10 protein-coding genes and 1 pseudogene are annotated in these 14,258 nt (G+C 42.8%); 4 read left to right on the top strand and 7 right to left on the bottom strand.

All coding sequences use genetic code 11. From position 1 onward, the window contains the following. Nucleotides 1-207 precede the first annotated feature (207 nt). On the top strand, nt 208-2,922 hold the full coding sequence (locus ACRRS1_RS15300) for a bifunctional acetate--CoA ligase family protein/GNAT family N-acetyltransferase (RefSeq protein ID WP_432467444.1): 2,715 nt from the start codon (nt 208-210) through the stop codon (nt 2,920-2,922). Between the two features lie 320 nt (nt 2,923-3,242). On the opposite strand, the gene ACRRS1_RS15295 is transcribed toward ACRRS1_RS15300, so the two are convergent. The 5 genes from ACRRS1_RS15295 to ACRRS1_RS15275 all read right to left on the bottom strand — a co-directional run bounded on the left by ACRRS1_RS15295 (nt 3,243) and on the right by ACRRS1_RS15275 (nt 9,812). After that, entirely contained in the window at nt 3,243-4,076 is an 834-nt protein-coding gene (locus ACRRS1_RS15295) for an N-acetyl-ornithine deacetylase (protein ID WP_432467446.1), read from the bottom strand. Between the two features lie 187 nt (nt 4,077-4,263). After that, nucleotides 4,264-4,965, bottom strand: a complete 702-nt coding sequence (locus tag ACRRS1_RS15290; RefSeq protein ID WP_432467448.1) for a hypothetical protein — start codon at nt 4,963-4,965, stop codon at nt 4,264-4,266. Between the two features lie 136 nt (nt 4,966-5,101). After that, a complete protein-coding gene (locus tag ACRRS1_RS15285; RefSeq protein ID WP_432467449.1) occupies nt 5,102-6,310 on the bottom strand; it encodes an IS256 family transposase in 1,209 nt (402 codons plus the stop codon). Nucleotides 6,311-6,510: 200 nt separating this feature from the next. Next, the gene (locus tag ACRRS1_RS15280; protein WP_432467451.1) at nt 6,511-8,964 is read right to left on the bottom strand and encodes an EAL domain-containing protein; all 2,454 of its coding nucleotides are present in this window, start codon (nt 8,962-8,964) and stop codon (nt 6,511-6,513) included. Between the two features lie 263 nt (nt 8,965-9,227). After that, on the bottom strand, nt 9,228-9,812 hold the full coding sequence (locus tag ACRRS1_RS15275) for a TetR/AcrR family transcriptional regulator (RefSeq protein ID WP_432459800.1): 585 nt from the start codon (nt 9,810-9,812) through the stop codon (nt 9,228-9,230). Between the two features lie 362 nt (nt 9,813-10,174). Here ACRRS1_RS15275 and ACRRS1_RS15270 point away from each other — a divergent pair, with 362 nt between their 5' ends. Next, nucleotides 10,175-10,648 carry a DUF1348 family protein gene (locus tag ACRRS1_RS15270; RefSeq protein ID WP_432459799.1) on the top strand — a complete coding sequence of 158 codons (474 nt, stop codon included), beginning with the start codon at nt 10,175-10,177 and terminating at the stop codon, nt 10,646-10,648. A 211-nt stretch (nt 10,649-10,859) separates the two neighbouring features. Here the strand turns inward: ACRRS1_RS15270 and ACRRS1_RS15265 are convergent, their stop codons facing one another. Further along, nucleotides 10,860-11,405, bottom strand: coding sequence for a nidogen-like domain-containing protein (locus ACRRS1_RS15265; protein WP_439035999.1), 546 nt, complete (start codon nt 11,403-11,405; stop codon nt 10,860-10,862). Then, nucleotides 11,392-11,526: pseudogene (locus ACRRS1_RS15260) on the bottom strand (hypothetical protein); the annotation flags it as partial. The pseudogene ACRRS1_RS15260 and the gene ACRRS1_RS15265, both read right to left, overlap by 14 nt. 827 nt (nt 11,527-12,353) lie before the next feature. On the opposite strand from ACRRS1_RS15260, the gene ACRRS1_RS15255 reads away from it, so the two are divergent. Further along, nucleotides 12,354-13,217, top strand: coding sequence for a hypothetical protein (locus tag ACRRS1_RS15255; protein WP_432452335.1), 864 nt, complete (start codon nt 12,354-12,356; stop codon nt 13,215-13,217). Nucleotides 13,218-13,331: 114 nt separating this feature from the next. Continuing rightward, nucleotides 13,332-14,195, top strand: coding sequence for a hypothetical protein (locus ACRRS1_RS15250; protein WP_432452336.1), 864 nt, complete (start codon nt 13,332-13,334; stop codon nt 14,193-14,195). Nucleotides 14,196-14,258: the final 63 nt, after the last annotated feature.

Here is a 14,258-nt window from a genome sequence, read left to right as displayed (position 1 = left end):
CCGGATGATTCTGGGGTATTGATTCTTCGCTAATCGCGCTCAACGGTTTTTTAGAATTTTCTCTTTTAAAGGAAGTCTGCAAGGGAATGGCTTATTAAACCAAGTTTTATATCTTTCTACACGATTAACGTAGTTTTATTTTGAGCTAATATTGATCGTATTAGTTCAACAGGCCCTAGTTAAATTATTTAATGTGAGAATTAAAGAATGAGTCAGCGAAAGCTCCACGATCTGTTTTCTCCTCAATCGATAGCGGTTATTGGCGCCTCGAATCGAAGTTTACGCTCGGGTAATGTGGTTATGAAAAATTTAATGAGCGCTGGCTTTAATGGACCCGTGATGCCAGTGACGCCAAAATATAAGGCGGTGCTCGGGGTGCTTGCTTATCCCAGTATTGAGAAATTACCTATACGCCCCGATTTAGCCATTCTGTGTGTGAATGCCGCGCGACTTCCAGAGCAGATTGAAAAGTTAGGCCAATTTGGCTGCAAAACCGCAATTATTACGGCAGGAGTTTTGGACAGTGCTGAAGACGAAAATGAGTTAAAAGTTCTTGAGCAGTTACGAATGTTTGCCCAGCGCTATGGGATGCGAATATTAGGACCAAATAGCCTTGGTATTATGTTACCAAATATCGGGCTAAATGCTTCTTTCGCTCACACTTACTGCCGATCTGGAAAAATTGCGTTTGTTTCACAGTCTGCTGCGGTATGTACCACGGTCTTAGACTGGGCGAATAACAAAGGGATCGGCTTTTCATCGTTTATCTCTCTGGGAGATGCCTTAGATATCGATTTTGGCGAATTACTGGATTATCTTTCACGAGATCCGAAAACCCAAGTGATCATGCTATATATTGATTCGGTCAAGGATACCCAGCGCTTTATGTCGGCGGCACGTGCTGCGTCGCGTAACAAGGCCATATTGGTGATTAAGTCTGGTCGTAGTCGATTAGGGGCACAGGCTGCGGCGTTGCACACTGGCGGGCCCGTGGGGAATGATGCGGTTTATGATGCGGCGTTTAAGCGCGCGGGGATGTTACGAGTCAATGACTTACATGAATTGTTCGCCGCTGTTGAAACATTAACTTATGCCAATCCTTTAAAGGGTGAACGTTTAGCGATCATTAGTAATGGTGGTGGGCCTGCAGTGTTAGCGGTTGATGCGCTATTGGAGCGGGGGGGAAAGCTCGCTCAGTTTTCTAGCGCTACTCTGGCTCACTTGGCCAAGGTGTTACCTGTTGGTTGGTCTGGGCAAAATCCCTTAGATATTATTGGTGATGCAGATCCGAGTCGTTACGCGAAGGCCTTAGATATAGTTGCTGGTAGTGGCGAAGCGGATGCTTTGTTATTGATGTATGCGCCCTCGGCCTTGGCGGGAGCGGAAGCCACCGCTACGGCTTTAATCGAGGTAATTAAACAAGATAGCCGCGCTCGACGGCTTAATATTTTGACCAATTGGATGGGGGAGAAAACGGCTTATCCTGGTCGTTTAGCGTTTAGCGAAGCTGGGATCCCAAGTTATCGAACACCTGAGGGTGCCGTGGGGGCGTTCATGCATATGGTCGAATTTAGGCGCAATCAAAAGCTGTTATCGGAAACTCCAAGTACGATGGACGATCCCATTTTCGATCCCGATGGTTCTGCCAAAGCGGTACTGCATCAAGCCTTAGAGCAACAGAAAATGGTCTTGGAAACTCATGATGCGAAGCAATTACTACAAGCTTATGGCTTGCAAACCATTGATACCTGGTTGGTGCCTAACGTTGAAGAAGCGGTGCGGTGTGCTGACGATATCGGTTACCCTGTCGCCTTAAAAATACAATCACCGGACATTCTACATAAGTCGGATGTGCATGGTGTGAGCCTAAATATCAATAATCGACAGGAGTTGGCAATTGCAGCCGAATCGATGTTGGCGCGAGTGAAGCTGGCTTTTCCTGACGCCAGAATGGAAGGTATGATTTTGCAACGAATGGCGCTGACCGCAGGCGCTCAAGAACTGAGAGTTGCGGTGATTACCGATCCGGTGTTTGGCCCTGCGATTTTCTTAGGCGAAGGCGGCTCGGAATGGGACGAAACCAAAGATGCTGCCGTAGCACTGCCACCATTAAATATGAGCTTGGCGCGTTACTTAGTCATTAGTGCCTTAAAGACTCAAAAGATCCGAGACCGAAAATTGCCCAATGGCCTGAAAATGGAGGCTTTATGTACCATGCTGACTCGACTCTCTAATTTGATCATCGATTGTCCAGAAATTGCTCGTTTAGATTTAAATCCGGTTCTTGCTGCTGGAGATAGCATTATTTTACTCGATGTTAATATGCGCTTACAGAATGCTGAGCAACCGAGCGTACAACGTTTAGCGATTCGTCCTTATCCTAAGGAGCTGGAAGAATACTGCCAAATAAAGAGTGGCACTCGGGTATTGCTGCGGCCTATTTTGCCTGAGGATGAGCCGAATCATTTAGCGTTCGACTCTTCTTTAAGTGAAGAGGATCGTTATAAACGCTATTTTGGCGCTCGTGGACAAATGACCCACGAAGAAATGGCCTTGCTCACTCAAATTGATTATGCCAGAGAAATGGCTTTTATTGCTGTCGATGAACAAGCCTGTGATAACCGAGCCATTTTAGGGGTGGTTCGAGCCTCTATTGATCCCGATAACCTAGAAGCAGAATTTGCCATGGCGGTTAGGAGTGATTTACAGGGGCAGGGAATTGGTAAGCAATTGCTACAAAAATTAATTCGTTATTATCAAAGTATGGGAACTCAGACCTTAAGTGGTATTACGATGATGCAAAATCGAGGCATGGCTGGATTGGCTAAACATCTAGGGTTTCGAGTTAAATTTGAATTAGAAGAAGGGGTCATCGAAATGCATCTTGATTTGCAGTCAGAGTCTGATAATAAGCCTGAATAAGCGTGGCGGTTATTGCGTTTTCGTGGTTTATTTTAGTGGTTTATTTTAGTTCGAGATAAACGTGTACTTATCATCGAAGCGAGTGCTAGGTGCTGACTTAAGGAAGCGAACCGGATGAATTTTTGTCGGCAAGAATAAGCGTCTAAGCTACGACATCTAAGTGCCGACGCAATCCTGTTGTTACTGGCAGTTTTACAGTCGGGTTCGCCCCATGAACTATGTCGATGACGAACTTTCATGGGGCTGGTTGGCAGACATCCACCATCAGTATATTGTCCACACTTATCCTCGACGATTCATCCCCCTCAGTCTGGCAATATTCAGACTTGTTTGGTGTGATATTCGATCGATGCACTAACAAATTGCTGCATCACTGCGCAGTTCGCATTGATGCGCTGATCAAAATCTTCTAAGGCTGGTGTCTCACTACAAGCACCGCGTTTGGCTCCTAGCTTAACTAAACAGGATTCGAACGAGCTGTCGTAATGATTATGGATCAAACCATCTTCAAGCTTGCAACCATCGATACTTTCATCGGCGGCAACTGGGAAATATTCAGCTAAGCTATCGCGTAAGGTATAGCTGAATGGACCTGCTGCGGCCTCCGGCTCAAAAGAGTAAACATAACAATTATGTTGTAATACATCTTCGTGACAAGTGAGGATCCCATCTTGGCTTAAGTTTTTGAGCAGGGCTTGTTGCGCGATTAATAGCTGTCCTTCCCGCGAGCAATCTTCTGCTGGTTTAGCACGGCCTTTGTCGACAAGAAAACCTCGGTTAGGGTTCTCGCCAAATTGATTAAAACGATGACCGGCTTTAAATCCGGTGGGATTCACCAAGGGCAACAGGCTCAGGTTGAGTTGCTCAGTGATACTGGGTTCAAGTGTGGATAAAAACTTGAGCATTCCCCAAGGGCCGGCTGCTTCTTCGCCATGAAAACCAGCGCTAATCAAAACATTTGCCAGTTTCGGTTGAGGATTAGCAGATTGATATAATTCCAGCGGATAGCCTTCAATATGACCCAGGGTCTTTTTGGTCAAGGCTAAACCTTGCATCTGTTCGGCGAGTAAGTGGTAAAAAGCATGAATGTCATTACTGGCTAAGGCAAATTGTTTCGAATGCCAGTGAAATTGTTGGAAAGAAGAGCGACTCAAACCTATCCTCCTGCTGTGGTTTTGCATCATTGAAGCATAACAGTAGCAGCAGTTGAATTGCGGCACTACTAACTTTAGAAAATTAGTTAATTAGGCTAGGCGGCTGTTAGTGTCTCATGATTAAGTTTTTTCTATTTCAATGCTCGTTTAGTCCGCTTAAATCAAGTTAATTTCTTGGTCGGGGGCGTTATTTCAAAGTGTCATCATCGGTATGTTGCTGAATGACTTTTCGTAGTTGCTGCTCAAATGGTTCAATTAGATGTTGGTATTGTTTATTTAAATAGAAGTAGCTTTGAATTTCTATATAGGGATGTTCAAAACAAGCTTTAAGATCGGTGCGTTGCACTTCGTTAAACAAGTAAGCTACTGCTTTTTTCGATGCTGGAAAGTAGTCAGCTCGTTGACGGTTCAACATTTCTAGCATTGACTCTGCATGTTGTACTTTTGCATGACCAACATTGGAAAGCTGATAAAACAGTTCAAAGTAGGGGATCCCATTGACTCCAACGGGTTTCAGTTGGTTGAGTCGACGATGATCGCTAAGGCATGAGTTACTTTTGTGAACCCATACCCAAAGCTCTGTTTTTTCGATGGGCACATTTACTTTCATCATGCTGCTCGCTTGACGGTTCGGCAGGTCGTAGGGAAATGCTTCTCCTCCTAATTGACCTTCTTCTGCCAGATGATGCGAGCGCGCATCGGGGAGTTGTATTAGTTCTAGTTGTACGTTTAAGGTCTTAGCGGCTTGCTTAAGATTAAGTAGATGAGGCTCTTCTTTATTATTATCGAGGTCGAGGTCGACCACCCCTACTTGAATTATTGTCTCTGCGTAGGCCTGCCCGATAGGGAGTAAAAGACTTACCAGCAAAATGGTAAGAGGTATTTTCAATCCTGTTTTCATTACATGAGTATAGAATACAGGTTCGGGTTTCTAGCACTTATTTATCAAGAAGAACTATTGTTTGGTGAGTTGCTTGTTTGAAGGTCTGAAGACCCTGTAAATAATTCTGTGTAACTGCTTTGGGTTACAAGTAATCAGTAAGTCGGTCTTCAAACATAATCATAAAGCGATTGAGAGCCTGTCGCCAGTTTCTTATTGGCATCGACCAGCGTTTCGATGCATCCATAATTGCAAGATAGACAACTTTCCTCGCTGATTCATCCGTGGGGAATAGCTTACGCTTCTTTGTCGCTTTGCGTATCACACTGTTCAAGGACTCTATCGCATTCGTCGTGTAAATGGCTTTACGAATGTCCTGAGGGTAGCTGAACAATGTATTTAAATTATCCCAATGCGCTGTCCAAGAGCGGCTTATCTGTGGGTATTTATCATCCCACTGGTCACCAAATTGTTCGAGGGCCAGAAGCGCTTCTTCCTCGGTATTCGACTGGTAAATACCTTTGAGATCTGCCGTTACAGCCTTGTAGTCTTTCCAAGGGACATACTTCATTGAATTGCGCACCATGTGGACGATACAGAGCTGTATTTGGGTTTTTGGGAATACGGCGTTAATAGCATCTGGAAAGCCCTTCAAGCCATCAACACAAGCGATAAGAATGTCGTTGATACCTCGAGTCTGGAGTTCAGTGAGAACGCTGAGCCAGAACTTCGCACCTTCCGTTTCAGATATCCACATCCCCAAAAGTTCTTTCTGACCTTCGATATTTACGCCCAGAGCCAAGTAAATCGCCTTATTGACGACCTGTTTGTTTTGGCGGATTTTCACCACGATGCAATCAAGGTAGACGATGGGATAGACTACATCCAGTGGCCGTGATTGCCATTCAACAACCTGCTCTAGAACTGAGTCGGTAACTTTAGATATGAGGCTTGCAGAGACATCAGCATCGTACATTTCTTTGAACGTAGCGACGATTTCACGAGTTGTCATGCCTTTGGCGTAAAGGCTTAATATCTTGTCATCCATCGATTGAAATCGAGTTTGATGCTTACGAACAAGCTTCGGTTCAAACGAGGCATCTCGGTCTCGAGGTACATCCAGTTCAATCTCACCATCGTCGGTGATCAAGGTCTTGGATGAATAACCATTACGACTATTCTTATCGGGCTTTTCAGCGTGTTTCTGATAACCGAGGTGGTCATCAAGCTCAGCATTTAACGCTGTCTCAACAGTCACCTTGGTTAACATTTTACGAAAGTCATCTAGATCTGAAGGGGTCTTGATTGACTTAGCGGCTTCACGAGCAAATGCTTCGAGAGCTTTCTTATCCATGTTGCTTATCCTTAGCCTGTTCAGGCCTAATTATAAGCAATTACACAATTTAATTTACAGGCTCGGTCTGAACTCTATGTTGAATGATATGGTTTTGCGCAGGGGTTGCTTTGTCGGCAAAATAACCATTCAATTGAATCGATGATTGATCCGTTAATTTGTATGAAAGTGGACGCCAATATTTGAATAAGGTCTGAAGTCTAGATGCATGTAAGTATTTCACTTTGTTGGATTAATATATCTTTAAGTGCAATTACGCCAACGCAAACACCGCTAGAGCCGACCACCACCACCACCATATCAGGATCCTCGATGAGTTTAGGATAGAAATGTTTAACTGGGGTATCCATCGAAACTTCTAAAAAGTTTTTACTCATCACTTGATGAACTCTTTTATTGAGTGTGACTAAATCTCTATGTTGCTCTCCTTTGGTATTGAGGTAAGGGCTAATTGCAGCATTCACATCACAGATATGTAATATCCCTCGACACTGACTATGTTCGATAACGATGAGCTGCTTTACCTTGTGTTTGGTAAATGACTCGAGTGCTTTTTTTAGTTTGTCATCGGTGGATATTTTGGGAAAGTCACGCCGCATGATTGCCTGTGCATTCTCAGCATTAGCGCGAGACAGTAGCGTCTGAAACTGTAGGAAAGTTCCATGAGTTGGGGTACTGAGTATGTCCTGTAAGCTCTTTGGTTTATCAAATATATAACCTTGGATCATATCAACCCCTAAGCTGGATAATAGGTGAAGCTCTTGTTCGGTTTCAGCGCCTTCAGCAATAATTTTTCCGCCAATTTTATGTGTTAGCCTACACAACATATTAATCATTTCATATTCATTGGATTGCTTGGTAAGGCCAGACACAAAGGAGCGGTCTATTTTTACAATGCTTACTGGAAGCTGACGTAAATAAGAGAGAGAAGAAAAGCCGGTACCAAAATCATCGAGAGCGATAGAAACGCCATGAGCTTTTAGTTTATTAATCCATTTAGCATGATAGTTTGAATCTTCGAAATATGCGGATTCAGTGAGTTCGAGGGTGACTAGGTTTAAATCAACTTTACTTTGTTCTAAGATCTTAAGCGTATCTTCTAAGCAGCAGTGAGCAATGCGATCATTGTTGACCGAACGATTGATCGACAAGCCTATTTGGTCGTTCGCGTAGTGTTTTTGTAGCAAGGGCAAAACTTTTAAGGCTTGTGTTGTGACTAAGTCATCAATTTTGTCTATCCAATTAAATTCTTCGGCAATTTCGATAAGTTCTTGGGTGGAATAGTTTATGTCTGTTTCTAATTGTGCCCGGAATAACGCTTCAAACTTGACTATTTTAAGCTCAGATATATCGACAATGGGTTGATAGTAAACCGCAATATTTTTTTTTGCTAAGGCCTGCTTTAACAAGGTGGCTAAAGTATTTTTCCGATCAAAACGTTTGGTTAGGCGTCGGTCAAAATAATACAGTGAGGACTTTGCCAGACGGCTGTTGGCGATTAAGGCTTGGACCGAGTGACTGAGTAACTGAGTTGGACTTTTGGCATCGATATAGAGTACTGATACTCCAGCGGTAATGTTGGCTGATAAACCCATGTTATTGCTTTCATCATTGCCTTCTAAGACGAATATGACTTTTTTTAGGGTTTGGTCAATCGGCTCGACTTGCTTGCTTACAACAAAATAGGCTGCATACATACTTTCGTTGACTAAGCCTAAGTGACCAGTAAAGGTTAAGCGAGCAAAGCGTTGAGATATCAACCAGTGTTGTGTGAGTTTACTGAGTGTTTGTAGCATTTGAAGGTCGAAAGTAATGCAAATTATGGTCATGTCATGACTCAGCTGTTTAAAGCTTTCGTCTAGTAGGCTAATAAAGGATTGTTTATCGGGAATATGAACCTTAGAGACTTCTTCGAGATTATCGTGTTGCCACATATGTGTTGATACATCGAGTTTGTGGCTCGCCGAGACATATACATGGGAAGAGTCTTCTAAGTCGATGCGTTGTATTCTGCCCTCATGAGCAAAAATTTCACCTTGTTTGGTTTTAGCTAATCGTTCACCAAACCATATTTTATGTTCATCGACGTATTGCCATAGTTTTTCATAAAAGGAGAACGTGTAGCGACCACTTTTGAGTATCGATGCTGGCTTGCCAAGCAGCTCATGTTCGGCGTAGCCAGTAACATCACAAAACGCTTGGTTCACAATCAAGATACTATGGTTTGCATCGGCAATCATGAATGCTTCGCTAGACTTAGAAAATAGTTTTTTAAGAAACTCAAGTTCTTGCTGTTTGGTTAGAAAATACTGCGTAAATTGAATGCTTCCTTTCACCATACTTCCGTTTTTAGGCATGTCGCAAATCATTATTTCGGCGATATAACGATGTTTATATGTATTGATGACGGTGGTTTGGTTCAGTCCAATCCCGGTTTCTCGAACTTCAGCGATATGTTGTTTTAATAGCTGTAACTGTTGAGTTTCAAAGGCGGCATAAAGTTGGGATAAAGTGAGCATGTTTTGCTTTGGGTAACCCAGAGCGCTCATGAGTTGACGAGAGCAGTTTAATCGTTGGTTATCGAGGTCAATTGACCAAGGCTGTGGGCTAAAGTCTTTAACTTTTTGAAATAAAACATCATCGACAACCATCATATTCCTTTGAATTTAGCTCAAATTAGTATTAATGAAGTAAATTATAGCTAGTTTTAACAATGTTTGAATGGAAGTAAGTAACGTTTTTATCAGTTAGTCGTAATAAAAATGATTAAACTTGTTTAAATAAGTATTTTTAACCAATTTATCAAATGGTTAATAGAATAAATAAGCGATTTGTTATTATTTTATCCGCTGCGCTATCGAGTGCTATGGTTGTTGTTTTAAATGGCTTGCAGGTCGGTGTTGTGATAGGTGCATTTTTATGCCAACTGGAGGTGAGCAGTGAGTATCACTTGAGCAATGGCTTTGGCATCGAGTGGCGAATGATAATCACCAGTAGTGTGCGCGCCAACAATCGCCCCATCCACAAGGATTGAGAGCTGGCGAGCGATGGCTGCTGAGTGATTGAGTTGTAAATCGCTGAGTAGATCTTCAATGAAGTTTATAACTTGTTCTTTGTGAGTGGCGCAGGTGATGTGGACCGGGTCATTGTGACGTGGATATTCAGCTGAGGCATTAATAAACATGCAGCCAAAAAAACTATCAGAATTAATCCAGTGATTTAAACCATCAAAAAAGGCCATGATAGGGGCCAACTGTGGAGCACAATCTTGCTTGCTCGTTAAGCGTTTCACTTCTGCTTGTAGTAAATCCATAAATTGCTGGTCACGCCTTGTTAAGGTGGCAATGATTAGCTCTTCTTTAGATTTAAAATGATTGTATAGCGTTTTTTTTGCGACCCCCGACTCAGCTAATACCGCATCGATACCAGTGGCACGAAAGCCATGTTGGTAAAATAGTCGTTGTGCGGTATCGATAAGCTGGTCTCGTTTGCTGCTCGCCATCGTAAGTCCTGTTTTTCTTTAGTATACCGTTCTGTCTCTCATTTCGACAAGTTGATTTTGAGCACCTCTTTTCATTTAGGTGGCGTGAAAATTTAGTTGACGTAGACAGATTTGTCTCCTAGACTAGTTTCGAAGTAGACAGATCTGTATACTTTGGCTGGCGCTTAAAGGTGCAGCAAGGGAAATAAGCATGTTGAAATTGTACGACTTTGAATTGCGAGAGAAGGTCCATCGAGTTCGCTTGATGTTGTTATTCTTGATCTTGTCTTATCAAAGCGTGGCCTTAAATTTTGCTAAGGGAAAAATCACCAACAGGCTATTTATTTTTTACTCTAATGAATCTCTAATATTGAAGGATGACAATGAGCACTGAACAACGTTTACCACTACCACCATTTGACGCGCAGAGCGCAGCACAAAAGGTTCGGATGGCTGAAGATGGCTGGAATTCTCAAGATCCGGTTAAGGTGGCCTCGGCTTATACTAAAGATTGTCAATGGCGTAATCGCGCTGAGTTTGTGACGGGCCGAGAACAGATAGAAGCATTTTTGCAGCGCAAGTGGGAGAAAGAACAGCAATATCGTTTGATTAAAGAACTATGGGCGTATAGCGATCATCGAATTGCGGTGCGTTTTGCTTATGAATGGTGTGCTGCCGATGGCCAATGGTACCGGGCTTACGGGAATGAGAACTGGGAGTTTGATGAGCATGGTTTGATGCAACTTCGTATTGCCAGTATTAATGATTTGGCCATTGATGAAACGGAACGAAAGTTTCACTGGCCCTTAGGGCGTCGACCAGACGAGCATCTCGGGCTAAGTGAGCTTGGTTTGTAGGTTTATGGTATCGACAATTGAGGCGTGATCATTCAGTAAGGAACAGCAGGATGCACAATCCCGAGCCGAGTTGGTCAGCCGACAAGTGTTACCTGCAAAGTGAATTTTGGCGGGTTTGTCTGTGGAACTCCGCTGAAACCTCTGAGGTCGGCGGAGGGGGTCACTTCTAAAATATGATTTAGTGCAAGATGAACCTCTCGGCACTAGGTATTTAGATGACAGCGCTAAAATCGAAGACTTCTGGCCTCGCTAAACTTTTAAGAAGGCCAGAGCGTTGCATCATATTAGGGCCTTGGTCAACAATATAGTCATGACCGACCGCCACATCTGGAACGATAAAAATCGGTTCATTGACGCCAACATTAAAGTCAAATGACCAACCACCGTCAACCACCACTGGCATAATTGGGTTCTCGGGAGTGGCTCCGGGTAGCGCGCCCTCGCGAATCGCAAAGCGCCACACTCTGTCTTCATCGGTATTGGAAGTGGTGGCCAAATTACCAATTTCGGCACTGAATGAGCTCGATAAGGCAAAGTAGTTTTTGCCATCTCCTGCATCGTCGCCTGCTTGCGCTGGTGCTCCACCAAAATCACCGCTACCATCAGAGGCATCACTAGTGGTCCAGTCTAGGTGATCGTAGCGAAATTCAACATTAAAGTTGCCTGTACCCTTATCAGATCGGTCGATCAGCACTGCTTGGAAGCTATTGGTTTTATTGTCATGATTTTCATCGTAGCCAACATTATCCCTGGTCACGGCCACAACCCATCGGATGGGCTACCAACATAGACCGAGCCGCAATCGCCACAACGTTGTCTATGTCGGCCCAAAATGGCCTAATCATCGCTTGGTTCGCAAGCGGAAGGGGTTGCGGCGTACAACCTTCGAGTGAGCTTTCGAAGGTGAGCTTACCATTATGATTAACGAAGAAGCTTTGGTCATGATTTCCAAAATAGTTAACCTCGAAGGGAAGGTCGAGTCGATTAGACGAGCTATCATCGTTGCAGGCATGGCAAGCTCGCCATAACCAGCGTCTCCGCCAAAACTGGTCAACATACTCGCTTGGATAACAATCGTTGTAATAGCGGTCAAGGCCAGAATTTTCTTATTCACTTGTTAATTTCTTTTAATATGCTCAAAGAAGAGTTCCGTTACTGTCTTATTATTTTCAAGTTCTTAAGTAAAAACGCTCTAAGTAGTAATGCATTTAATATCATTCGCTTAGGTATTTCTGTTGATAATAGAGTTACTTTTTGTAAACTTTACTGATACATTCGTTTGTAATGTGGTGTGATGAATTGATGAGTTTGTAAGGTTTTATTTCAGCGACAGCTTTGCGGTTTGATAGCTGCTGAGGCCTTCTTGATATCCTTCAGTAGCATTTTGCTACCCATCTAGTGAAGAGGGTTGCGAAGCGTTCCAATGTGTCAGTTACCGACTAAGCCTGGCTAAGCTTAAAGGAACGAGCGGCGAGACGGCTAAAAACTCTTTTTCTTCGGTAAGAAAGGCGCGCCATATTTGCTTCTCACTTTGATTGGCAAGGTGCGGGTCGAGATTAAAAATGGACCGTCAAAGCGCACTAGAGCTTAGCGCTGGCGCGATTTTGTTTGAACCGCGATCAGGCGAGAATATGGCAAAAATAATATCTGTATTTTTGACTTATACTCAAATAAGCGAATGGCTTCACTGGCACTAGGAGGCGCTGTGAAATCTTTACTTATGTATGTGGTGCTTACGCTGTACTTTGTTGGCTTATCATTTTCTAGCTTAGCGACCACCATTTACACCTGCCGTGGGAAGGAAAGCCCCAATGATATTCGCGCAGAGTACGATATTGCACTGTTTCGTCTGGCATTAGATAAAACCGTCTCGACACATGGTGAATATCAGTTAAATATTATTCCTAACATGAATACATCTCGAGGATTAAAAGCTGCATTAGCGAATACTTGGCCTAATTTTTTTACCAAGCAGTCGGTCTCAAAGAAGCGTTTAGAGCAACTTAGTTATGTCGACTTTCCTGTGGACTTAGGAGTTGTTGGCTATCGGATATTTTTTGTTTCGCCGCAAGCAAAAGATAAATTGGATGAAGTCGAAAATATAGAGCAGCTTAAGTCTTTTACGATTGGGCAAGGTATTGGTTGGCTGGATAGCGAAATTCTTAAACACAATGGTTTTCGCGTGATTCTGGGCAGTCCCTATGAGAGTTTATTTAAGATGGTTGCTAAAGGTCGTTTCGATCTATTTTCTCGCGGTAGTAATGAGATCTATGCAGAGTATCAGGTACACCAGTCGATAGGCGATTTATTGATTGATAAACGGCTTGCCCTATATTACCCCTTGCCAAGATTTTTCTTTAGCCATCATTCGAATGTTGAAGCGACTCAAAGAATCAAACAAGGATTATTAATGGCTTATGATGATGGCTCTTTGATGAAGCTTTGGAACCAGTATTATGCAGACAGTATTCGCTTGGTCGAATTGAAGAATAGAAAGATTTTTCAGATTGAAAATCCATTTTTACAAGGGATTGATAACAGTTATCAACAGTATATTTATCAACCCTAATTGATTTATACAATTTATTGCTCCCAGAAATTTTATAACTTGCGATAGAGATAAAAGATAACGCTGAGTGAAACATTACACTTAAGCATAGTTAATATGTATTGAGGAGTATGCGTGGGCTATTTTTTGCGCAATGGCCTAGTTGGCCTTTGTTTACTGATATTATCATTACCTTCTTTTGCGCTCACAACCTTTACTTATCGGGGAAAAGAGCATGTGAATGATACGCGTAGTGAATATAGTATCGCCTTGTTTCGGCTTGCTTTAGAGAAAACGGTGAGTTCTCATGGCAGCTATAAACTAGATCTCGTGCCTCGAATGAATTCTAGTCGAGCCTTGAAGTCCGTTGAGGGGAATTTGTTTAGTAATTTTTTTACTAAGTTGTCGGTCTCAACTGAAAATCTTAAGCAATATAGTTATGCAGATTTCCCCGTTGATTTGGGCATCGTGGGTTATCGTGTATTTTTTGTTTCTGCTCAATCTCAGCAAGCGCTTCAGGCAGTGGATAATATTGAGCAATTAAAAGAGTTTACGATTGGGCAGGGGGCTGGGTGGCTTGATAGTGAAATCTTAAAATATCATAATTTTAAGGTAGTGCTTGGTGGTACTTATCAAGCGCTATTTAAAATGGTCGCCAAAGGGCGCTTTGATTTATTTTCTCGGGGTAGTAACGAGCTCTTAGCTGAGTATCAAGCACACCAAAACATTGAAGGGCTGCTATACGATAAACATATTGCGCTTTATTATCCTTTGCCTCGATTTTTTTTCACCAATAAAGCAAATGCTGATGCGGCTAATCGAATTAAACAAGGCTTGCTTAAGGCCTATTACGATGGCTCTCTAATGGCGTTATGGAAAAAATACTATGGCGAAAGTCTCGATTTTGTGGATCTTCGACATCGTAAAATATTCCGACTAGATAATCCCTATATCGAGGGCATCGACCCTAGCTATCAGCAGTATATTTACCAGCCTTAATGCACATGGTCTCTGCGAGTTGAGCAGCGCTTGCCGCTTGCGGACAGCGATTTTGTTTGGTAA

This window comes from Agarivorans sp. Z349TD_8, assembly GCF_050870825.2.
Classification (GTDB): domain Bacteria; phylum Pseudomonadota; class Gammaproteobacteria; order Enterobacterales; family Celerinatantimonadaceae; genus Agarivorans.
Note: the sequence above shows the minus strand (reverse complement) of the source record. Positions and strands in the feature narration are given on the sequence as shown.